This is a genomic window from Streptomyces sp. CS113 (assembly GCF_002188365.1).
GTDB lineage: Bacteria > Actinomycetota > Actinomycetes > Streptomycetales > Streptomycetaceae > Streptomyces > Streptomyces tendae.
On sequence record NZ_KZ195574.1, the window covers coordinates 1,795,084 to 1,816,691 of the forward strand.

At 72.2% G+C, this 21,608-nt stretch carries 16 protein-coding genes; 9 read left to right on the top strand and 7 right to left on the bottom strand.

The features are described from left to right. Positions 1-30: 30 nt before the first annotated feature. Positions 31-399 carry a helix-turn-helix domain-containing protein gene (locus tag B9W62_RS07770; RefSeq protein WP_003972719.1) on the bottom strand — a complete coding sequence of 123 codons (369 nt, stop codon included), beginning with the start codon at positions 397-399 and terminating at the stop codon, positions 31-33. Then, complete coding sequence (locus B9W62_RS07775; RefSeq protein WP_373433669.1) at positions 396-722, bottom strand: YkoF family thiamine-binding protein; 327 nt, start codon at positions 720-722, stop codon at positions 396-398. The genes B9W62_RS07770 and B9W62_RS07775 overlap by 4 nt, the downstream gene beginning before the upstream one ends. A gap of 142 nt (positions 723-864) precedes the next feature. Between B9W62_RS07775 and B9W62_RS07780 the strand changes: the two genes are divergently transcribed. The 5 genes from B9W62_RS07780 to B9W62_RS07800 all read left to right on the top strand — a co-directional run bounded on the left by B9W62_RS07780 (position 865) and on the right by B9W62_RS07800 (position 5,728). Beyond that, the gene (locus B9W62_RS07780; protein WP_087806457.1) at positions 865-1,704 is read left to right on the top strand and encodes a TIM barrel protein; all 840 of its coding nucleotides are present in this window, start codon (positions 865-867) and stop codon (positions 1,702-1,704) included. 47 nt (positions 1,705-1,751) lie between these two features. Further along, on the top strand, positions 1,752-2,642 hold the full coding sequence (locus tag B9W62_RS07785) for a 2-hydroxy-3-oxopropionate reductase (protein ID WP_087806459.1): 891 nt from the start codon (positions 1,752-1,754) through the stop codon (positions 2,640-2,642). 197 nt (positions 2,643-2,839) lie between these two features. Further along, positions 2,840-4,303, top strand: a complete 1,464-nt coding sequence (locus B9W62_RS07790; protein WP_087806461.1) for a catalase — start codon at positions 2,840-2,842, stop codon at positions 4,301-4,303. 423 nt (positions 4,304-4,726) lie between these two features. Further along, a complete protein-coding gene (locus B9W62_RS07795; RefSeq protein WP_087806463.1) occupies positions 4,727-5,002 on the top strand; it encodes a hypothetical protein in 276 nt (91 codons plus the stop codon). Between the two features lie 69 nt (positions 5,003-5,071). Further along, positions 5,072-5,728: a TIGR04222 domain-containing membrane protein gene (locus B9W62_RS07800; RefSeq protein ID WP_087806465.1), complete on the top strand. Its 657-nt coding sequence runs from the start codon at positions 5,072-5,074 to the stop codon at positions 5,726-5,728. Positions 5,729-5,901: 173 nt separating this feature from the next. Here B9W62_RS07800 and gcl read toward each other — a convergent pair whose 3' ends face one another. After that, a complete protein-coding gene (gcl, locus tag B9W62_RS07805; protein ID WP_087806467.1) occupies positions 5,902-7,686 on the bottom strand; it encodes a glyoxylate carboligase in 1,785 nt (594 codons plus the stop codon). A gap of 147 nt (positions 7,687-7,833) precedes the next feature. Here gcl and B9W62_RS07810 point away from each other — a divergent pair, with 147 nt between their 5' ends. Next, entirely contained in the window at positions 7,834-8,535 is a 702-nt protein-coding gene (locus B9W62_RS07810; protein ID WP_087806469.1) for a hypothetical protein, read from the top strand. Between the two features lie 4 nt (positions 8,536-8,539). On the opposite strand, the gene B9W62_RS07815 is transcribed toward B9W62_RS07810, so the two are convergent. After that, a complete protein-coding gene (locus B9W62_RS07815) occupies positions 8,540-10,753 on the bottom strand; it encodes a S1 family peptidase (RefSeq protein WP_087806471.1) in 2,214 nt (737 codons plus the stop codon). A 47-nt stretch (positions 10,754-10,800) separates the two neighbouring features. After that, positions 10,801-11,343, bottom strand: a complete 543-nt coding sequence (locus tag B9W62_RS07820; RefSeq protein WP_256976228.1) for a hypothetical protein — start codon at positions 11,341-11,343, stop codon at positions 10,801-10,803. Positions 11,344-11,701: 358 nt separating this feature from the next. Between B9W62_RS07820 and B9W62_RS07825 the strand changes: the two genes are divergently transcribed. The 3 genes from B9W62_RS07825 to B9W62_RS07835 all read left to right on the top strand — a co-directional run bounded on the left by B9W62_RS07825 (position 11,702) and on the right by B9W62_RS07835 (position 18,252). Then, positions 11,702-15,106 (top strand): ALF repeat-containing protein, encoded by a 3,405-nt coding sequence (locus tag B9W62_RS07825; protein WP_306426447.1) that lies wholly within the window; start codon positions 11,702-11,704, stop codon positions 15,104-15,106. A gap of 121 nt (positions 15,107-15,227) precedes the next feature. After that, a complete protein-coding gene (locus tag B9W62_RS40115) occupies positions 15,228-17,174 on the top strand; it encodes a DNA/RNA non-specific endonuclease (protein WP_256976229.1) in 1,947 nt (648 codons plus the stop codon). Positions 17,175-17,205: 31 nt separating this feature from the next. Then, positions 17,206-18,252: a hypothetical protein gene (locus B9W62_RS07835; protein ID WP_087806475.1), complete on the top strand. Its 1,047-nt coding sequence runs from the start codon at positions 17,206-17,208 to the stop codon at positions 18,250-18,252. A 6-nt stretch (positions 18,253-18,258) separates the two neighbouring features. Here B9W62_RS07835 and lbuL read toward each other — a convergent pair whose 3' ends face one another. After that, a complete protein-coding gene (lbuL, locus tag B9W62_RS07840; RefSeq protein ID WP_087806477.1) occupies positions 18,259-19,896 on the bottom strand; it encodes a linear/branched/unsaturated fatty acid:CoA ligase LbuL in 1,638 nt (545 codons plus the stop codon). Continuing rightward, complete coding sequence (ibuL, locus tag B9W62_RS07845; RefSeq protein WP_087806478.1) at positions 19,893-21,572, bottom strand: isobutyrate:CoA ligase IbuL; 1,680 nt, start codon at positions 21,570-21,572, stop codon at positions 19,893-19,895. Before ibuL ends, lbuL begins: the two co-directional genes overlap by 4 nt. Between the last annotated feature and the right edge of the window lie 36 nt (positions 21,573-21,608).

Genomic DNA, 21,608 nt, shown 5'->3' on the forward strand with positions numbered 1-21,608 from the left:
GCGGCTGGAGGTGGGCGGGAACCGTGCAGGTCAGGTGCCCTTCTCACGGTTGAGGTAGTTGTACACGGTGAAACGGCTGACGCCGAGGGCGCTCGCGACGGTCTCCACTCCGTGCCGTACGGCGAAGGCGCCGCGCGCCTCCAGGGCCCGGACGACCTCCTGCTTGGTGCGGCGGTCCAGGTCGGCCAGGGGCCTGCCCTGCCGGCGCTCCATGGCGGCCAGGATGTGGTCGAGGGAGTCGGCGAGCTGGGGCAGGCGCACGGCGACGACGTCGGCGCCCTCCCAGGAGAGCACGACGTCCTCCAGACCGGCCTCGTCCGGCGGCAGCATCTCGCCGCCCATGGCGTCGACCAGGGGCTTGACCGCCGCGATGAAGGGCTCCTCGGCGGGGCCGGTCACCGCCCGCCCTCCTCTTCGGTGCCTGCTCCGTCGGCGCCTTCCACTTCGGCGCTTTCCCCTTCGGTGCTTGCTTCTTCGGCGCCCTCTCCGACCACGTTGACCTGGAGCGAGATCCGGGTGGCGCCGGCCTCCAGGGAGCGGCGCAGCAGCGCGTCCACGGCGGTGAGCACCCGGTCGGCGCCGCCCTCGGCGGTGTTGCCGAAGGGGCCGACGTCGACCGCGTCCAGCTCGGCGGCCTCGACGACCTCGCGGGCCACCACCGCATGGGCGGGCGCCTCGTCGAGGTCGAAGGGTTCGGTCGTGAACTCCACTCTCAATCGCACGCGGTCAACCTAACGCGGGGTGACCGCTTTGCGCCGCCCCCTCTTGACAACAGCCGCGCTCCCCGGGCAACCTTCCATCAAGCAGAAACGAACTTCCGTATTACGGAAACACACCCTCAAGCGGAAGGGAGCGCGGCACCCGATGGGATTCGCAGACCAGCGCTTCAACGTCAACCTGTCGATCCTCTTCACGGAACTCCCGCTCCTGGAGCGCCCCGCGGCCGCCGCCGCGGCCGGCTTCACCGCGGTCGAGCTGTGGTGGCCCTGGATCGACTCGCCCACTCCCGAGCAGTCCGAGCTCGACGCCCTCAAGTCGGCGATCGAGGACGCGGGCGTCCAGCTCACCGGGCTCAACTTCTACGCCGGGCGGCTGCCCGGACCCGACCGGGGCGCGCTGTCGATCCCCGGTGAGGAGTCGGACCGCTTCCGCGCCAACATCGACGTGGCCGCCGACTTCGCGCAGTCGCTCGGCTGCACGGCGCTCAACGCCCTGTACGGCAACCGCGTCGAGGGCGTGGACCCGGCCGAGCAGGACAGGCTGGCGCTGGAGAACCTGGTCCTCGCCGCCCGCGCGGCCGACCGGATCGGCGCGATCCTGCTGATCGAGGCGCTCAACAAGCCCGAGTCGCCGCTGTACCCGCTGGTGTCGGCGCCGGCCGCGGTCGAGGTCGTCGACAAGGTCAACGAGGCCACCGGGCTCGGCAACGCCAAGTTCCTCATGGACCTCTACCACCTGTCCATGAACGGCGAGGACCTGCCGCAGGTGATCGACGCGTACGCCGCGAAGACCGGCCACGTGCAGATCGCCGACAACCCGGGCCGCGGCGCCCCCGGTACGGGCTCCCTCCCGCTGGAGGACCTGCTCGACCGCCTCGCGAAGGCCGGGTACGACGGCTGGGTCGGCCTGGAGTACAAGCCCGGCGACGCCCCCAGTGCCCAGTCCTTCACCTGGCTGCCGGCCGGGGCCCGCGCGGCCCGCTGAGCGCCACCCGCAGAACTCTTCGCAGATTTTCCAGAGAGGTACCCATCATGAGCACGCTCCCCAAGGTCGCCTGGGTCGGTCTCGGCATCATGGGCTCCCCCATGTCCGAGAACCTGATCAAGGCGGGTTACCAGGTCACCGGCTTCACGCTGGAGCAGGAGAAGCTGGACCGCCTGTCCGCCGCCGGCGGCACCGCGGCCGGCTCGATCGCCGAGGCCGTGCGCGACGCCGACGTGATCGTCACCATGGTGCCCGCGTCGCCGCAGGTCGAGGCCATCGCCTACGGCCCCGACGGCATCCTGGAGAACGCGCGGTCCGGCGCGCTGCTGATCGACATGTCCTCGATCACCCCGCAGACCTCGGTGGACCTCGCGAAGGCGGCGAAGGACAAGGGCGTCCGCGTCCTGGACGCCCCCGTCTCCGGCGGCGAGGCCGGCGCGATCGAGGCCGTGCTGTCCATCATGGTCGGCGGTGAGCAGGCCGACTTCGACGAGGCCAAGCCGCTCCTGGAGGCGCTCGGCAAGACCATCGTGCTGTGCGGCCCGCACGGCTCGGGTCAGACCGTGAAGGCCGCCAACCAGCTGATCGTCGCCGTGAACATCCAGGCGTGCGCCGAGGCCGTGGTCTTCCTGGAGAAGTCCGGCGTGGACCTGAAGGCCGCCCTGGACGTCCTCAACGGCGGTCTGGCCGGCTCCACCGTGCTGACGCGGAAGAAGGACAACTTCCTGGACCGCGACTTCAAGCCGGGCTTCCGCATCGACCTGCACCACAAGGACATGGGCATCGTCACCGACGCCGCCCGCAACGTCGGTGCCGCCCTGCCGGTCGGCGCCGTGGTCGCCCAGCTGGTCGCGTCCCTGCGCGCCCAGGGCGACGGCGGCCTGGACCACTCGGCCCTGCTGCGGGCCGTGGAGCGCCTCTCCGGCGCCCAGGTCTGACCCGCCTCCCCGAGACCTCCGGGCGGCGCCGTCGCTGACACCTGTCCTGTCGCGCCCGAGCGGCGGCGCCGCCCGGAACCCACTTCAACAAACTGTTGACGTGCCACTCTCCCAAATCTAGGCTCCACGAAGCGGAAACTTGTTTCCACTGAACGGTTCCGCTGAACCCTCGTCTGCAAGGCCACGGAAGGTCCACGATGTCGCAGCGCGTGCTCACCACCGAGTCCGGCGCCCCGGTCGCCGACAACCAGAACTCCGCTTCCGCCGGCATCGGCGGCCCCCTCCTGATCCAGGACCAGCACCTCATCGAGAAGCTCGCCCGCTTCAACCGCGAGCGCATCCCGGAGCGCGTGGTGCACGCCCGCGGCTCCGGCGCCTACGGCCACTTCGAGGTGACCGACGACGTCACCGGCTTCACGCACGCCGACTTCCTGAGCACGGTCGGCAGGCGCACCGAGGTCTTCCTGCGCTTCTCCACCGTGGCCGACTCCCTCGGCGGCGCGGACGCGGTGCGCGACCCGCGCGGCTTCGCGGTGAAGTTCTACACCGAGGAGGGCAACTACGACCTCGTCGGCAACAACACCCCGGTGTTCTTCATCAAGGACCCGATCAAGTTCCCCGACTTCATCCACTCGCAGAAGCGCGATCCGTTCACGGGCCGTCAGGAGCCGGACAACGTCTTCGACTTCTGGGCGCACTCCCCCGAGGCCACGCACCAGGTGACCTGGCTGATGGGCGACCGCGGCATCCCGGCGTCGTACCGCCACATGGACGGCTTCGGCTCGCACACCTACCAGTGGACGAACGCCAAGGGCGAGTCCTTCTTCGTCAAGTACCACTTCAAGACGGACCAGGGCATCCGCTGCCTGACCGCGGACGAGGCCGCGAAGCTCGCGGGCGAGGACCCGACCTCGCACCAGACGGACCTGGTGCAGGCGATCGAGCGGGGCGTGTACCCCTCCTGGACGCTGCACGTGCAGCTGATGCCGGTGGCCGAGGCGGCGAACTACCGCTTCAACCCGTTCGACGTGACCAAGGTGTGGCCGCACGCCGACTACCCGCTCAGGCGGGTGGGCCGGCTGGTGCTGGACCGCAACCCGGACAACGTCTTCGCCGAGGTCGAGCAGGCCGCGTTCTCCCCGAACAACTTCGTGCCGGGCATCGGCCCCTCCCCCGACAAGATGCTCCAGGGCCGGCTGTTCGCCTACGCGGACGCGCACCGCTACCGCCTGGGCGTCAACCACACCCAGCTCGCGGTGAACGCCCCGAAGGCCGTGCCCGGCGGCGCCGCCAACTACGGCCGCGACGGCCTGATGGCGTCCAACGCGCAGGACCGGTACGCCAAGAACTACGAGCCGAACTCCTACGACGGCCCGGCCGAGACCGGCCGCCCGCTGGCCGGCCCGCTCCCGGTCTCCGGCCACACCGGCACGCACGAGGCGCCGCTGCACACCAAGGACGACCCCTTCGTGCAGGCCGGTGTGCTGTACCGGCTGATGAGCGAGGACGAGAAGCAGCGGCTGGTCGCCAACCTCGCCGGCGGCCTGTCCCAGGTCTCCCGCAACGACGTCGTGGAGAAGAACCTCGCACACTTCCACGCGGCCGACCCCGAGTACGGCAAGCGCGTGGCGGAGGCGGTCCGCGCCCTGCGCGAGGACTGACCCACCGGCTCGCGCACGGAACCCGGCGGGGAGGCCGGGGCCGTGTGCGCGGCCCGCGCAGGCACCGAAGCGGCCCGGATGAGGGGTGACCGCCAGGTGCCGGCGCGGGCAGGGCGAGGACCGCGGCGGCCAGCGAGCCAGTGCGGTGGTGAAGGGCACGGACGTTTCTCCTACGACCTGAGGGGAGGAGCCGTTCCGGCCCGTCGCACCGCCGCGGTCCCAGCCACACACCTCTCTCCGAGAGGCCCGCAAGCCCCGTCCGGCGGCGCGAACGACCTGTCGCGCCCAGCCTCGCGCCGCCGGACGGACTCCACGTGAAGAACCTTCACCGGCCGGAAAGCGCCGGATGCGGACGGTCCCGCATCCGGCGCTTTCCGGCGTTCACCGGGTGCGGATTCCGCTCCGGCGCAGCAGCCTGGAGACATGGCAACGGCACACCCACCCGAGCACCCGCACATCGTCGTCCACTCCCCCGCCCTCGACGGCTCCCGCCGGGTCACCTCCGGCGCCCAGACCCTGGGCGTCGCCTCGCACATCGACGACGTCGCCGAACTGCTGCGGCTGGCCGACCTCTACGTGACCGACGTGGAGGACAGCGACCTGGTCGAGTGGCAGGGCGGCGGCCCGGAGGACTGGCCGGGGCTGCACGAACATCAGGAACACCAGGAGCACCAAGAGCACCACGAGCACCACGGCTGAGAACGGGCGTAGGAGACCCCCGCAGCGGGCACAACCCCGGCACAACACGGGGCGCACGGGGGTGGGGTCGTGGACGGTGTCACGGAGATCGGGTGGGAGCCGCATCAGATCGCGCTGCTGGGCGGCGGGCCACCGGCCGCCGTCACGGTGGCGCTGGTCGCCCTGCACTTGCTGGGGGCCGTCGAGACCGGCCCGCGCAGGACGCTGTGCGCGGCGGGTCCCGAGCCGGACGGCCTGGGGCCGTTCGAGGGGACGGTCCTGGACTGCCTGCACGAGCCGCTCACCGCGCGTGAGCTGGTCCGGCACCCGGACGTGCGCCTCGCCGTGGCCCTGACCCGCATTCCGCTGGCCGAGGACGGGCTGCTCGGCCACCCCTGGCTCAGGCCGACCCGCGGTGCCCGTCGGCGCGTGGAGTTCTGGCGGGAGCGGCACCCGCTGCCGGCGGTCAGGCACGGGCTGACGGACGACGACACGCTGCTCGCGGTCGCCCTGCACGGCGATGCCGCCCTGCGCCTGCTGCTGCCGCGCTTCGCGCTGCGGACCGGTCTGACGGCCCCGGGCGCCCCGGCCGACGGAGTGCGCTTCTCCCTGGGCCGGGGCAGGTTCCTGAGGTGGCGCGACGAGTACGAGGACTCGATCTCGGGCGACTGGGGCGGCACCGGCCACCACGGGGACCATGGGGGCGGCTGCGGCTCCGGGGGCGGCGGTGGCGGCGGCTCGGACTGAGCGCGGCCACATGGGTCGCACACATGGGGCCGGCGCACATGGGGCCCGCGCACATGGGGTTCCCGCACACAGGGTCCCCGCACACGTGAGAACGGCCCGTCCCCCCGAGGAGAGGAACGGGCCGTTCTCGGCTCTCGGCGCCGGGTCCGGGACCGGAACCGGGTCCGGGTGCGTCAGACCTTCAGCGTCCTGATCGCGGTCGGGGCGTGCCCCGGCTCCGTGGCCACCTCCTCGAACTCCACCACGTTGGAGATGTCGTTGGTGCCCGACATGGAGATGTTCGTGACGCGCTCCAGGATCGCCTCGACGACGACCGGCACCCGGTGCTCGGCGGCCAGCTTCTTGGCCTGCTCCAGGGCCGCGCCCAGCTCGTTCGGGTCGGTCACCCGGATCGCCTTGCAGCCCAGGCCCTCGGCGACCTTGACGTGGTCGACGCCGTAGACGCCCAGCTCGGGCGAGTTGATGTTCTCGAACTCCAGGTTGACCTGGAAGTCGATGTCGAACGCCCGCTGCGCCTGGCGGATCAGGCCCAGGTAGGAGTTGTTGACCAGGACGTGCACGTACGGGATCTGGTGCTGCGCGCCGACGGCCAGTTCCTCCAGCATGAACTGGAAGTCGTAATCGCCGGAGAGCGCCACGACCTGGGCGTCCGGGTCGGCCTTGGCGACGCCGAGGGCGGCCGGGACGGTCCAGCCGAGCGGGCCGGCCTGACCGCAGTTGATCCAGTGCCGCGGGCGGTAGACGTGCAGCATCTGGGCGCCGGCGATCTGGGAGAGGCCGATGGTGGAGACGTACCGGGTCTCCGGGCCGAAGGCCTTGTTCATCTCCTCGTAGACGCGCTGCGGCTTGATCGGGATGTCGTCGAAGTGCGTACGGCGCTGGAGGGTGGCCTTGCGCTCCTGTGCGGAGGCGGCCCAGGCGGAGCGGTCGGGCAGCTTGCCGGCCGCCTTCAGCTCGCGCGCGACCTCGACGAACAGCTTCAGGGCCGCCTTGGCGTCGGAGGCGATGCCGTAGTCCGGGGCGAAGATCTTGCCGATCTGGGTCGGCTCGACGTCGACGTGGACGAACTTCCGCCCGGCGGTGTAGACGTCCAGCTTGCCGGTGTGGCGGTTGGCCCAGCGGTTGCCGATGCCGAGGACGAAGTCGGACTCCAGGAAGGTCGCGTTGCCGTAGCGGTGCGAGGTCTGGAGGCCGACCATGCCGGCGTTCAGCTCGTGGTCGTCGGGCAGCAGGCCCCAGCCCATCAGGGTCGGCACGACCGGGGTGCCGGTCAGCTCGGCGAACTCCACGAGCAGGTCGGCGGCGTCGGCGTTGATGACACCGCCGCCGGCCACGATCAGCGGCCGCTCGGCGGCGTTGAGCAGGCCGATCGCCTTCTCGACCTGGGCGCGGGTGGCGGTGGGCCGGTAGACCGGGAGCGGCTCGTAGGTCTCCGGGTCGAACTCGATTTCGGTCGTCTGGACGTCGATCGGCAGGTCGATCAGGACCGGGCCGGGACGGCCGGAGCGCATCAGGTGGAAGGCCTGCTGGAAGACGCCGGGGACCTGCGCGGCCTCCAGGACGGTGACCGCCATCTTCGTCACCGGCTTGGCGATGGAGGCGATGTCGACGGCCTGGAAGTCCTCCTTGTGGATCACCGCGGTCGGCGCCTGGCCGGTGATGCACAGGATCGGGATCGAGTCGCCGATCGCCGAGTAGAGACCGGTGATCATGTCGGTGCCGGCCGGACCGGAGGTGCCGATGCAGACGCCGATGTTGCCGGGGTGGGTGCGGGTGTAGCCCTCGGCCATGTGCGAGGCGCCCTCGACGTGCCGGGCGAGGGTGTGCTGCACGCCGCCGGACGCCTTGAGCGCCGCGTAGAAGGGGTTGATCGCCGCACCGGGCACACCGAACGCGTCGGTGACGCCCTCGCGCTTGAGGATCTCAACTGCCGCTCGGGCAGCGGTCATACGAGCCATCGAGTACTCCTGATCCGGCTGTCGGATTCGCACTCCCGTCGCGCCCCGCGGTGAGCTTCTTCCGTAGCAACTTCCGTATAGCGAAATTTGTTTTCTACGATCTGGAAGTAATGTAAGTGGGCGGCCGGGGGCCGTCAAGAGAGGACGATGGGGGTCATGTCCGAGACCATCTCGGTGTGCTGCTCCGCCTGCGGGCGCCGGCACCGCTACACGGCACCGTCGTATCCCTGTGTGTGCGGGGCGCCCGTCGCCCCGGAGCTGGACCCGCGCGGGGCCGCGACCGAGGTCACCCACCGGGCGTGGGACGAGGAGTGGATCGGGGTGCGCTGTGCGGCCTGCGGGGCCGAGAGCCGGTGGCCGCGGCCCGAGCTGGGCTGCCCCTGCGGGACGGTGCTGTGCGTGCCGGTCCACCCCGCCGCGACCGGCCGGTCCGGGCGCGCCCCGGGGTCACGGGTGCCGGCGCACCGGGCCGTGCCGATCCGCACCGCCCGCGACGCGGTCACCGCCGCCGTCCTCTATCTGCGCGGCCTGGGCCACCGGGACGTGCGCCGTGCCGACCAGCGTCCGCTGTCCGGCATCGGCCTGGCCGCGCCCGGCATCGTCGTCCAGGTGGATCCGACGGTGGGCCCGGCCTCGGTGCGTGACGTGGAGTGCCTGTGGCTGACGGCCATGGCGGAGTCGGCGCGGGGCGTGTACTTCTCGCTCGCCGGGTACGCCGAGGGCGCCCGGGTCCGCGCGGACCGGCTGGACGTCGCGCTGTTCGTGCTCGATCCGTCGGGCGTGCCCCGCCCGGCGAACGCGCCGGCCGTGGCGCTGGACGCCACGGCCGGCTGGGAGGAATCAGGCTGAGCGGCTACCTCGCCGCGTGCCCGAAGGCCGTACCGGCGGCCGGGAGGCCGCCCTGACCCGGCTGGTACACGGTGGGCGCGGCATTGGGCTCACCGAGGGTCACGTTGGACATCGGCAGGGCGTACAGCGCGCCGGTGGCGGTCGGACCGTAGGGCATGCCCACGTAGAGGTGGGTGCCGGTGAAGTGGATGCTGGAGCCGAGGCGCTGGTTCGCGCCCGGTGCGCCGGGGACGCCGTCGCCGTCGCCGGACTCGATCCACTTGTCGTTGGCGCCGGGCGCACCGAGCATCGAGAACACGTGCACGGCGCCGGAGGAGGCCGCCGAGCCGATCGCCTCGTCCGGGATGCCGACGGCCATCTTCATGGTCGCCTCGGTGCTGACCGCACGCGGCGCGGTGTTGACCGCCGTCAGGGTGGAGCCGAAGTGGTCGCCGGCCTCGGAGGTGCCGGAGACGTCGTCGTCAGCGGTGCCGGAGGAGTATCCGTCGAGCTGGTTGTAGGTGCCCGAGGCGGTGACGCGGAAGGTGGTGACGCCGCCCGTCCCGGCCTTGCTGACGCCGTTCACGTTCAGGGCCTCGCCCGGTGAACCGACCGCGAGGATCGACTCGTCGGCACGCGCCGCGCCCGACGGGCGGTACGGGGCGAGGGCCAGGGCGGCGCCGAAGCGGTCACCGGCCTCGGCACCGCCGGAGACGGTGTCCAGATCCTGGTCGAGACCGAACAGCGGGGTGGGCCGCTTCTCGCTGTTCAGCGTGTGCGAGAAGACCACGAGGTTGCCGGCGGCCGCGTCGGCGCCGATGGCCTCGTCGGGGGCTCCGATGGCGAGGTGGTTGGCGTCGGCGGCCAGCACGGCGCCGAAGCCGTCGTTCGCCTCCACCGCGCCGGGGACGTCCAGCTTGTCCTGGTGCACGGAGACGTTGGTGCCGCCGCTCACGTAGAACGCCTCGCCGGCCCCGGCCGCGCCGCTCAGGCCCTCGCCGGGCACGCCGATGACGACGAAGGGTTCGCCGGCCGCGGTGGTGCCCGCGACCATCGCCTGCCCCATCAGGTCGCCGCTCTCCGGTGTGGAGGCGCTGATGGAGCCGTTGCCCGCGGCCTGCTGGAAGTGGACGTCCTTGGTGGCGCCGGTGCCGATGCCGCCGGGGGCGCCGAGCAGGACGTCGGCCATGCCCGCGTCCACGGCCTCGCCCAGGTTCTCGCCCGGGGTGCCGACCGCCAGGTCCGTGCAGCCGTCCTCGTCGTAGTCGACGGTGTCGATGGCCTGGCCGAAGAGGTCGTTGGCCTCGCCGCCGCCCGGGACCCAGTCGAGGTCCTGGTCGATCTGCGCCGTGCCCTTGCCGCCGCCGTAGACGACGCGGACCAGGCCCGCCTTGGCGTCGCCGCCGACGGTCGCCTCGGGGTCGGCCACGGCGATGTCCTCGACGCCGTCGCAGTTGAAGTCGGTGATGCGGTTGGCGCCGACCTTGGACGCCACCCAGGAGCCCAGGTCGTCGACTCGGGTGACCACGCCGCCGGTGCGGGTCTCGGCGGCGTCGATGCCGAAGCAACCGCCCTGGTAGGAGCGGCTGCTCAGGGCGGCCAGCTGCTTGGTGCCGTTCACGGTGCGCACCAGCGGGCCGCCGGTGTCGCCCATGCACGCCGCCACGCCGTCCTGGCCCGTCACCGTCGCGGTGGTCGCGTCGGAGGCGTCCACCGAGAAGACCCCGGTGTGCAGGTTCAGCGGCGCCCACTCGGTCTTGCTGCGGCCGTAGCCGGCCAGCGTCAGCTGCTCGCCCGTGGTGGGCGCGGCCCCGGCCAGGGCGAGGGGCGTGACGTTCGCGACCGGGCGGTTCAGCCGGGCCAGGACCAGGTCGCGGTCGGTGCGGGGCACCAGCTCGACGACCGTACGGACGGCGCCGCCGGTGCCGGTGAGGTCGGCGCGGCCGATGGTCGCGGTGGTGGTGCGGGCCGGCTTGCCCGCGGGCACCGCGAGGCTCTCGGCGGGGTTGTCGGCGAAGCAACTGGCCGCGGTGAGCAGCCATTCGGTGTCGACCAGGACGCCGGAGCAGCCGCGGTCGTGGTCGCCGACGACGATCTGCGCCGTGTAGGCGTGCGTGGTGTCGGAGGCGGCGGAGGCGGGTCCCGTGACGGCGGAGGCGGGCACGGCGGACAGGACGAGCGTTCCCGCGGTCAGGGCCGCGGCCAGTGCGGCGAGGCGCACGGGTCTGGTGTGTCGCATGCTTGGGTTCCTTGCTGGGAGGTCCGGCTGAGGCGGTCGTCTGGGCGCTACTTGGAGGTCCTGATCTCCACGAGCAGGTGCTCACGGTTCTGCTCGTCGGCGCTCTCGCCCACCGGGGTCCAGGTGTTCTTCTCCAGGTCGAAGGACTTCTCCTCGTCCCCCACGGTCATGTCCACCTGCGTCTCGTACTCGTTGCCCCGCATCGAGTACACCGCGGGGATCTCCAGGGTCAGCCACCCCGAGTCGCCCACCGACTTGAAGCAGACCTTGTCCGCGGTCCGCCGCGCCCGCACCTCGATGAACCCCGTCCCACTGGCGCAGTCCACCAGCGTGATGTGACCGTCGCCCCGCTTGAGCAGGATGTTCTGCTCCGCCTCGATCTTGTCCGCCTGCGGGTAGTCGAAGTCCTCCACCGCGTACCCGGGCGCCTCGTCGGCGACGGAGACCGAGGGGCCGCCGGCCGGCTGCTGGGGCACGGACGCGAGCAGGCCCCACGCCAGTGCCCCCGCGGCGGCGGCCGCGATCAGGGTGCGCGCGGCGAGCCGCTTTCTCTTTCGTGAATTCGCCGCGACAACGACGTTTTCTCTCATGCCGATCCTTAATCAATTCAGATACAGCCGGGCGTCCGCGCCCGGCCGAAATTACGGGACGAGAATCGCGCGGTACGTGACTGCCGGAATAACCATTCCTGAACCCCCGGTGCCGTCGCTGTGACCATGTCACGCCACTCGGTGATCACTGTCCACCGAGTTAACTACCCCAAACGGGACGCCACTTGAGGAGGCCGAGTGACGTCTCTCACGTTTTGCAAAGGTTGTGCGACGAGACGTGAAGAGACTGTGCAGATCAATCGAGTCACCGAACGGGCATTCCTGACGCTTCCTCACATCCTCTTATTCGCAATTGATTTCCCCAACGAAGCGCGCTCAAATAGGCACGGCCCATCGCGTGCATTCTTTGCCGCCCACCCACGAGGACGAGGACAACTCACCCATGCAGACGATGTTCTGGAGCCGCAGACGCCTGCTCGGCGCGGTCGCGGCCGCCACCGCCGTGGCGGCCACCCCCTTCTCACTGGCGCGGCCCGCCCGCGCGGCCGACGGGGAGGACCCCGCGGACGGCTCGCTCGTGCTGCCGGACACCGACCGGGCGAAGGTGGTCAAGGCCTGGTCCACGGGCGGCCGCGCCACCAAGGCCGCCGCCGCCTACGCGCTCTACGGCACCGACGCCGACATCCGGACGTTCCTCACCGAAACGCTCCCGAAGGTCGTCGCCGAGGACAACCGCGTCGCCGTCTCGCGGCTCATCTTCCGGGCCGGCAAGGGCACCCGTCGCGAGGCGTCCGCCGCTCTGGACAACGGCGACGCCGCCGTCGCGGCCTTCCTGGGCGAGGGGTACCGGCCCGCCCTGCTGGAGGACCTGGCCGTCGCCACCTCCACCGTGTCGAGCACCGGCGGCAAGGGGGTCCGGCGCGAGGCGTCCGCCGCACTCGACGCCAACACCCAGCAGGCCCTCGAGGACTTCCTCGTCGAAGGGCAGTACACGGGGGCCCTGGAGGACGCCCAGGTGCTGGTGTCCGCCATGATGGTCGGCGCGGGTCCGGAGGTGAAGAAGTACGCGGACCGCGCGCTGAGCGGCACCGCGTCGGACGTCCAGTGGTTCCTCGACACCGGCCAGCACATAGCCAGGGCCCGGGACCAGGAGTCGGCGACCATCGCCGAACTGGTCGCCGTGGTCGAGCGGGAGGGCAAGCAGGCCCAGGCCGAGACCGACCTGGCGGTCGAGGCCTCGGAGCGGGCCCAGACCGCCGCCCAGAAGGCCAAGGAGGCCGCGGAGAAGGCCGCCGCGGAGGCCGCCGCCGCCAAGGACGACGTGCGCAGGTCGGCGGCGGCCGCGCGGAAGGCGGCGAGTGCCGCCAAGGGCGCCGCGAACGCCGCCCGTGACGCCATCAGCGCCTCCAACGCGGCCGTGGTCGCCTCCCGTCGCGCCTCGTGGGCGGCCGCGGCCGCCTCCCAGGCCGCCGCGACGGCCGGCAACGCCGCCTCGCGCGCGTACAGCGCCGCCATCGCCGCGTCCAAGGACGCCAACAAGACCCAGCAGGCCAAGGACGCCGCCTTCGCCGCCCGCGACGCCGCCGACAAGGCCAAGACCGCCGCCAAGGCGGCCGACTACGCGGCCTCCGCGTCCGCGGCGGCCTACAACGCCGGCAACTCGGCCGCCTCCGCCGCACGCAACTCGGCGGCCGCCGCCACCGCGGCCGCGCAGGCCGCCGCGGCCGCCGGCGCCTCCCAGGCCGAGGCCAACGAGGCCAAGCGGCAGGCGGCCATCGCCACCACCGCCGCCAACCGCGCCACCAACGCCGCCTCCACGGCGCAGGCGCTCGCGAACACCGCCGCCTCCGCGGCGCGCAAGGCCCGTGACGCCGCCAACTCGGCCGCCGAGCACGCGCTCAAGGCGGCCGACGCGGCCGACGAGGCCGTGAAGTACGCCGGCCAGGCGATCGACTACGCCAACAAGTCCACCGCGCACGCGGAGGAGGCCGTGAAGGCCGCCAACAACGCCACCACCGCCGTGGAGGAGGCCATGGCGACCGAGAAGGCGGCGCGCGAGGCCGAGTTGGCCCGGCTGGAGCAGGACATGCTCCAGGGGATGGACGAGGCCCGGCTGCTGGCCGAGATCGAGGCGCAGGAGCAGGCCGAGTACGACGACAAACGCACCCAGGACGAGCAGACCGCCGCGGCACTCAAGGAGACGATCGCCGCCGCGGAGAAGGCCCTGTTCGAGACCGGGGACCTGGCGCTCGCCGCCACCCTGGGCCGCCGGGCCGCGACCGGCCTGCTGGAGGCGAAGGGCGCGTGGACGCGGCAGGCCGCCCAGTACGCGCTGGCCGGCACCGACGACGACCTGTACTCGTGGATCGACCTGGACCGCGCCCTCGCCCAGGGCCAGGACGACCGGGAGACCGTCCTGTACCTCGCCCAGATCTCCAGCCCCGCCATCGCCGAGGCCGCGCAGGCGGCCCTGGAGAGCGAGAGCGCCACCGCGGTGGGCGACTTCCTGACCTCGGGGGTGATCCGGGCGTCGAAGGACGACAGCCTGGTGCAGATCTCCCGCATCCTCGACGACAACCCCGGCAAGGCGGTCATCAAGGCGGCCAACGACGCCCTGGACGCCGGGACGCCCGAGGCGATCTCCGACTTCTTCGACCGCACCTACCCGGAGGCGGTGCGCGAGGACGACGCGGTGGCGACCTCCACGGCCCTCGCCAACGGGGGCGAGTACGTCAAGTCGTACGCCCAGGTGGCGCTGGAGGGCCCCACCTGGATGCGCCGCAACTTCGTCCAGGTCGTGCAGTACACGGCGGCGCAGCTGGACCACGACTCCGCCACCCACGTCGCCGCGATCCGCGGGGCCATCGCCGCCGCCGCAAAGATCGCCCACCACGCCCAGGAGGACGCCGCGCTGGCGTCGAAGGCGGCCGCCGAGGCCCGCAACGCCGCCGACAAGGCGAAGGAGTGGGCCGACAAGGCCATCGCCTCGGCGAAGCAGGCGGACACCTTCGCCGACCAGGCCAGGGACAACGCCGACGCCGCCGACAAGTCCGCCGCCGACGCGAAGGCCTCGGCGAGCACGGCCAAGGCGGCCGCCGCGACCGCGCGCAGCGCCTCGCGCTCGGCCAACTACTCGGCCAACAAGGCCGTCGACTCCGCCCGTTCGGCACTCCAGTCCTCCTACAGCGCGCAGGCGTCGGCCGCCAGCGCCCGCCAGTCGGAGCTGGAGGCCGGCCGGGACGCCAAGGCCGCCGCCGCCGCGTCCAGCCAGGCGCGCGCCATCGTCGCCCAGAAGCGGGCCGCCGAGCAGCGCGAAGAGGCCCGCCGGGCCAAGGAGAAGGCGCAGCGGGAGCGCGAGGAGGGCCGCGACCCGGCGGACAACGACACCAACGACGAGGTCCACCCGAACGGCACCGGTTCCGGGAAGGAGGACTGGTGGTCGGACGCGAGCTGGTGGGCCGACGCCGCGAACACGGTCAGCATCGCCACCGGGTTCATCGCGGCCGGGCTGGGCCTGGCCAGTCTGGTCTTCCCGCCGCTGGCGGCCGGGGCCGCGTTCTTCGGCTACGTGTCCCTCGGCGCCGGCGCGCTGGGCTCCCTGTTCACCGGTCTCGAACACGGCTTCACCAGCGGTGAGTTCGTCAAGTCCATCGGCGGCACCGCCCTGAACCTGGCCACCTTCGGCCGGGGCAAGCTCGTCGTCTCGGCCGGCCGGAAGGTCGCGCCGGTCGTGCACAAGGTCGCCGAGGAGGGCAAGGAGCTGGTGTCCTCGATCACCGGCGGACTGTCCAACTTCTTCTGACCGGCGGCGGGCCGGGCGCACCGGCCGCCACCGGACAGCTCGTCACACCCGAAAGGACAGTCCTACGATGAGACCATCGTCTCGAATACCGCGAGTATCTCGAACACCGCGCTCCCGGCGCGTGCTCGTCTCCCTGCTGGCCGTCCTGGCCCTGGGCGCCACCACCACGGCCATGGCCCCGGCGCAGGACACACCGACGGCGCGGGAACACTCCGGGCGCCAGGCCGACCGGATCGACGTGGCCGACCTGACCGACGCTCCCGCACCCACCCGGACCCGGCCCGCCCCGCTGTCGTCCGCGGAGGAGTGCACGCCCACCCGCGCCGGGTCACGCGAGCGCCGGGCGGGGGCCGTGGAGGCCTGCGTCACCATGAGCGCCGCGCCGGCGAAGCAGCCGGACCGGCAGTCCCGCACCGCGACGCGGTCGATCGCGCAGACCGCCGCCGACGACGACAACTCGGCAAGCTGTGCCGTCACGGTCCCCGGGCAGTGGACCTACAGCCGCTTCGGCTACTGCGTCAGCGGCATCACCGTGCTGTACGTGCTCAAGGACGGCAACGGCAAGGAGATAGGCACCGGCACCCTGAACGTCGCGACCAGCGCCCTGCTGCCCGCCGACATCGCGAACCCGAAGTGGAACGAGTACGTCACCGTCACCATGACCGGCGCGACCGGGGCCGTCACGTCCCTGACCGCGAAGCTCAGGTCCGCGTGCTCGGCCGGCTGCAAGGCGAGCAAGACCGCTCCGTGGTACGGGGGTGAGCTGGTCAAGGGCGAGTCCGTCAACGGCTTCGTGACCTACACCTCCTCCCCGGCCGCCGGCGCCAAGCTGCGGTTCACCACGTCGTACCAGCTCTTCGTCACCTCCCCCGGCGCGCAGATCACCGACCCGAACGCCTCCTGGAGCAACCCGGAGGAGATCCGCTGCGACGACGACGTCCGGGACGCGTCCGGGACCACGCCCGCCCGCGGCTGCGTCGTGCCCTCCGTCATGCCCGTCGTCAAGCTGAGCGCCGCGTCCAGCTCGGGCTCCGCGGCGGCCGGTTACCTCTGGGCGCAGGAGAACCTGGCCGACGGCTGGGGGCGGGCCAAGCCGCTGACCCGGGCGAAGGACGGCATCGCCGACCGCACGAGCCGCACCTGCGGCAGCGGGGGTTCGGAGCCGTTCCAGGTCAGGACGGACCTCGTCGCGGACGACACGTGCGGCGAGTTCCCGTTCGCGGCCACCCATGAGGGAGGGACCGACGGTGCCCGGTGCGCCGAGGTCGTCCCCAACTGGAGCAGCGGCGGCTGGGACGTCTACCCGATGAACGGCGACGACGGCGGCCGGCCCTGTGCCCGCGTGCACGCGTCGTCGGCCTCCGTCCAGGCGGCCGACACGCAGCTCTTCGAGGGCTTCGCGAGCCAGCGCGTGGTGGAGGCCGACGAGTTCAAGGTGGAGATCACCGGCTCGACCGCCGAGCCGCAGGCCGCCTGCCTGCGGAGCGCGCCGACCGGGGCACTGCCCTCCAGCGACGGCTGGATCAGGAACACCACGCAAGCGGTCCCGCACCGGAACAAGACGACCAGCCCGCCCGGTCCGGCCGGCACCCGGGCGACCACCGCCCAGGCGTGCATCAGCAAGAACGTCGTCGAGGGCTCGCCCGCCGAGGGCGACATCACCGGCTGGCAGGACGCCCAGGAGTTCGCCCGCGTCCACTCGCCCGGAACCCAGCTCGCCCGGTGCCACCTGATCGCCAACATCCTCGGCGGCAAGGGCGGTCTGAGGGACGGCGGACAGGACAACCTCGTCCCCTGCTGGCAGGTGGGCATGAACACCGGGACGCCCAGCATGCGGACCTACGAGTTCGCGGCGCAGACGGCGGTGGCGAACGCGGCGTTCGGCCCCAACGACGCCATCTTCTACCAGGTCGTACCCGACTACGTGGACAGCACCAGCACCATTCCTCAGGGGGTGACGATGAGCGCTACAGTCGAGCGGGCGGACGGCACCACGCAGCCGCTGTTCCCCGAGGTCCACATCACCAACACCCAGCGCAACACGGGGTTGCTCAACCTCGGCAACTGATCCCCTCCGACGCGCGCCTCCGGGAGCCGGAATGAGTCGTACGACCCCGCCGCGACCGCTCGACGTCACGGCACTCTTCCCTCGACTGGCCCCGCTGGCACGCACGGCGACCCGGCTGCATCCCCGCCCCGGGTCGCCCTCCTGGCACGACAGTTCCGTCGGCGGGCCACTCCTGTGGCCCGCCGACGAACCGTGGCCGTACTGCCCCGAACCGCACCCGTGGGAGCAGGTGGACGCGGCCTTCGACCTGGCGGAGGAACGCGCGGACCGCGGCATCCCGGCCCGTGCGCCGCACCAGGGCCCGGAGGCCGGCGGGGCCGACGGGGCCGACAGGGCCGGGGAACGGTCGCCCGACGACCTGGCCGACGCCGGGCTCCCCGGGACCGGCGGCCCGGTCGCCATGCTGCCCGTGGCCCAGCTCTACGCGCGCGACGTTCCCCTGCTGCGGCCGCCCGGCCGGGCCGGGGCCGATCTGCTCCAGGTGCTGTGGTGCCCCTTCGACCACCCGGCCACCGCCCACCCCCGAACCGCGCTGGTCTGGCGGTCCGCCGCGGAGGTCGCCGACGTCCTCGACGCGCCCCCCGAGCCGCCGGCGGTCGAGTACCCCGGCTACCTTCCCCAGCCGTGTCTGCTCGCCCCGGAGGAGGTCGTCGAGTACCCCCACTTCATGGAACTGGAAGGGGAACTTCAGCGGGAGCTGGCGGACTGGGGCAGGTGGCAGGCCGCCGCGCCGGACGCGTCCTACGCCGACGCCCCGCAGGACCTCTACGTCGGCGCGCTGTCCGTCTCCCCCGGCTGGAAGGCCGGTGGCTGGTCGCGCTGGGGCCTCACCGATCCGGTGCCCCGGGCCTGCGCGGTGTGCGGCACCGCGATGGACCCGCTGCTGACCATCGCCTCCACCGAGTGGAACAGCGGCAGCAGGAGCTGGGTCCCGGAGGGCGAACAGGCCCGCGACCCGCTCCCGCCGGGCGTCCCCCCGGCGAACTACACCCGGATCGACCTGGCCCGCGGCTACGACCTCCAGCTCCACGTCTGCCCGGTGTCCGCGGACCACCCGCACCTCGAACTGATCCAGTGAGCGCCCTCAGCGGGCGTCCGGCGCCGGCGGCGCTCCGTACCGCTCCCGCAGCTCCACCTTGCGCACCTTCCCCGAGACGGTCATCGGGAAGGAGTCGAGGAGCTGGAGGCGGCTGGGCACCTTGTAGTGGGCGAGCTGCCCCTCGCAGTAGGCGCGCAGTTCCTCCAGGGTGAGCGGGTCGGCGGCGTCGCGCGGGACGACGCAGGCCAGCACCTCCTCGCCGTAGCGCTCGTGCGGTACGCCGACGACCTGCACGTCCGCGATCTTCGGGTGGCCGTACAGGAACTCCTCGACCTCGCGCGGGTAGATGTTCTCGCCGCCCCGGATGATCATGTCCTTGATGCGGCCGACGATCTCCACGTACCCGTCCTCGCGCATCACCGCGAGGTCCCCGGTGTGCATCCAGCGGCCCGGGTCGATGGCCTCGGCGGTCTTCTCGCGCTCCGCCCAGTAGCCGAGCATCACGCTGTAGCCGCGGGTGCGCAGTTCGCCCGAGCCGCCGCGCGGCAGGGTCACGCCGGTGACCGGGTCGACGACCTTCACCTCGATGTGGGGCAGGACGCGGCCGACGGTGCCGGTGCGGTGTTCGAGGTCGTCGTCCATGCGGGTCTGGAGGGAGACCGGGGAGGTCTCGGTCATGCCGTAGCAGATGGAGACCTGTTCCATGTGCATCTCGGCGACCACCCGCTTCATGACCTCCACCGGGCAGGGCGAGCCCGCCATGATGCCGGTGCGCAGGGAGGTGAGGTCCCAGGAGGCGAAGTCCGGCAGGTTCAACTCCGCGATGAACATGGTCGGGACGCCGTACAGAGACGTGCACCGCTCCCGCTGCACCGCATCCAGCGTCGCCGCCGGGTCGAAGGACGGGGCGGGGATGACGATGCAGGCGCCGTGCGAGGTGGCGCCGAGATTCCCCATCACCATGCCGAAGCAGTGGTAGAAGGGCACCGGCAGGCAGACCCGGTCCTGCTCCGTGTAGCCGACCGTGCGGCCCACCCAGTAGCCGTTGTTGAGGATGTTGTGGTGGGAGAGGGTGGCGCCCTTGGGGAAGCCGGTGGTGCCGGAGGTGTACTGGATGTTGACCGGGTCGTCGCAGCTCAGCTCGGCGGCGAGCGCGTCGACCCGCTCCTGCGGCACCGAGGCGGCGCCCGCGGTGAGCGCGTCCCAGGACGGGTCGCCGATGTAGACGGTCTCGCGCAGCGCGGGGCAGCGGCCGCGGACCTGGTCCACGATCGCCCGGTAGTCGCTGCTCTTGTGGGCGAGCGAGGCGACCAGCAGGGTGATGCCGGACTGCTGGAGGACGTACTCCAACTCGTGCGCCCGGTAAGCCGGGTTGACGTTCACCATGATGACGCCGATGCGGGCGGTGGCGTACTGGACGAGGACCCACTCGGGGCAGTTGACCGCCCAGATCCCGACCCGGTCGCCCCTGGTGACGCCCTTGGCGAGCAGTCCCCGCGCCACCTCGTCGACGGCCGCGCCGAACTCGGCGTAGGTCCAGCGCCGTCCGGACGGTACGTCGACGAGGGCCTCGCGGTCCGGGTGGGCGGCGACGGCGCGGCGGAGGTTGGCGCCGACGGTGTCGCCGAGCAGCGGGGTGGTGCTGGTGCCGTGGGCGTAGGAGAGCTGCTGCGGCTCGGTCATCGGAAGTCCTCCTCGCGGTACTCGTTCGCGGAACCGGCCGCGGTGGCCTCGCGCAGTGCGATGCGGCGGATCTTGCCGGAGACGGTCTTGGGCAGCTCGCCGAACTCCAGGCGGCGCAACCGCTTGTACGGGGCGAGGGTCTGGCGGGAGTGCTCGAAGAGGACCTTCGCGGTGTCCTCTCCGGGCTCCCAGCCCGCCGCGAGCACGATGTACGCCTTCGGCACCGCCAGGCGCAGCTCGTCCGGGGCGGGCACGACGGCGGCCTCGGCGACCGCCTCGTGCTCCAGCAGCGCGCTCTCCAGCTCGAAGGGACTGATCTTGTAGTCGGAGGCCTTGAACACGTCGTCGGCCCGGCCCACGTAGGTGAGGTAGCCGTCCGCGTCGCGCGCGCCGATGTCGCCGGTGCGGTAGTAGCCGCCGGCCATCGCCTCGGCGGTGCGGTCGGGGTCGCCGTGGTAGCCGGTCATCAGGCCGACGGGACGCGCGGACAGGTCCAGGGCGATCTCGCCCTCGTCGGCGCCGGGCGCGCCGGTCACCGGGTCGAGCAGCTCGACGCGGTAGCCGGGGCTGGGACGGCCCATCGAGCCGGTCTTCAGCACCTGGCCGGGGCTGTTGGAGACCTGCACGGCGGTCTCGGTCTGCCCGAAGCCGTCCCGGACGGTCCGCCCCCACAGGCGGCGCACCTGCTCGATCACCTCGGGATTGAGGGGCTCTCCGGCGGCGACGACCTCGCGCGGCGGCGTGGCGAGCCGGGACAGGTCGGCCTGGATGAGCATCCGCCACACGGTCGGCGGGGCGCAGAAGGTGGTGACCCCGGCCCGGTCCATCTCGGCCATCAGCCGGGTCGCGTCGAACCGGGTGTAGTTGTACAGGAAGACGGTCGCCTCGGCGTTCCACGGCGCGAACAGGTTCGACCAGGCGTGCTTGGCCCAGCCCGGCGAGGAGATGTTCAGGTGCACGTCCCCGGGCTTCAGCCCGATCCAGTACATGGTCGCCAGGTGCCCCACGGGGTACGACACGTGGGTGTGCTCGACCAGCTTCGGGCGGGCGGTGGTGCCCGAGGTGAAGTACAGCATCAGCGGGTCGTCGGCGGCGGTCGGGCCGTCCGGGACGAAGGCGTCGGAAGCCGTGTGCACGTCCGTGTAGGCCCGCCAGCCGGGTACCGCTCCGTCCGGGCCGCCGACCGCGACGCGCGTGTAGTCGCCCGGCACGTCGTCGAACTTGCCGGTGTCCTCGGCGCGCGCGATGACGTGCTTCACCCGGCCGCGGTCGACGCGGTCGCGCAGGTCGGCGGGGCCGAGCAGGGTGGTCGCCGGGATGACGACCGCGCGCAGCTTCATCGCGGCCAGCGCGGTCTCCCACAGCTCCACCTGGTTGCCGAGCATGACGAGGATGCGGTCCTCGGGTCCGACCCCCCATTCCCGCAGGCGGTTCGCCACGCGGTTGGAGCGGGCGGACATCTCGGCGAAGGAGACCCGGACCTCGCGGCCGTCCTCCTCGACGATGTGCAGGGCGGTGCGACCGTTCCCGTCGGCGATGACGTCGAACCAGTCCAGCGCCCAGTTGAAGGCGTCGGGGCGGGGCCACCGGAACCCCTCGTAGGCGGCGGTGTAGTCCTCGCGGTGTTCCAGCAGGAAGTCCCGTGCGCTGCGGAACAGCTCCGTGGCCGTCGTCATCTGTCCTCCTCGGTGCCGGACCTTGCCGGGCGGCTC

What these genes read in the sequence shown, in the direction of transcription:
- B9W62_RS07780 (WP_087806457.1), top strand. Translation starts at nt 865, where the DNA reads ATGGGATTCGCAGACCAGCGCTTCAACGTCAACCTGTCGATCCTCTTC.
- B9W62_RS07785 (WP_087806459.1), top strand. Translation starts at nt 1,752, where the DNA reads ATGAGCACGCTCCCCAAGGTCGCCTGGGTCGGTCTCGGCATCATGGGC.
- B9W62_RS07790 (WP_087806461.1), top strand. Translation starts at nt 2,840, where the DNA reads ATGTCGCAGCGCGTGCTCACCACCGAGTCCGGCGCCCCGGTCGCCGAC.
- B9W62_RS07795 (WP_087806463.1), top strand. Translation starts at nt 4,727, where the DNA reads ATGGCAACGGCACACCCACCCGAGCACCCGCACATCGTCGTCCACTCC.
- gcl (WP_087806467.1), bottom strand. Translation starts at nt 7,686, where the DNA reads ATGGCTCGTATGACCGCTGCCCGAGCGGCAGTTGAGATCCTCAAGCGC.
- B9W62_RS07810 (WP_087806469.1), top strand. Translation starts at nt 7,834, where the DNA reads ATGGGGGTCATGTCCGAGACCATCTCGGTGTGCTGCTCCGCCTGCGGG.
- B9W62_RS07815 (WP_087806471.1), bottom strand. Translation starts at nt 10,753, where the DNA reads ATGCGACACACCAGACCCGTGCGCCTCGCCGCACTGGCCGCGGCCCTG.
- B9W62_RS07820 (WP_256976228.1), bottom strand. Translation starts at nt 11,343, where the DNA reads ATGAGAGAAAACGTCGTTGTCGCGGCGAATTCACGAAAGAGAAAGCGG.
- B9W62_RS07835 (WP_087806475.1), top strand. Translation starts at nt 17,206, where the DNA reads ATGAGTCGTACGACCCCGCCGCGACCGCTCGACGTCACGGCACTCTTC.
- lbuL (WP_087806477.1), bottom strand. Translation starts at nt 19,896, where the DNA reads ATGACCGAGCCGCAGCAGCTCTCCTACGCCCACGGCACCAGCACCACC.
- ibuL (WP_087806478.1), bottom strand. Translation starts at nt 21,572, where the DNA reads ATGACGACGGCCACGGAGCTGTTCCGCAGCGCACGGGACTTCCTGCTG.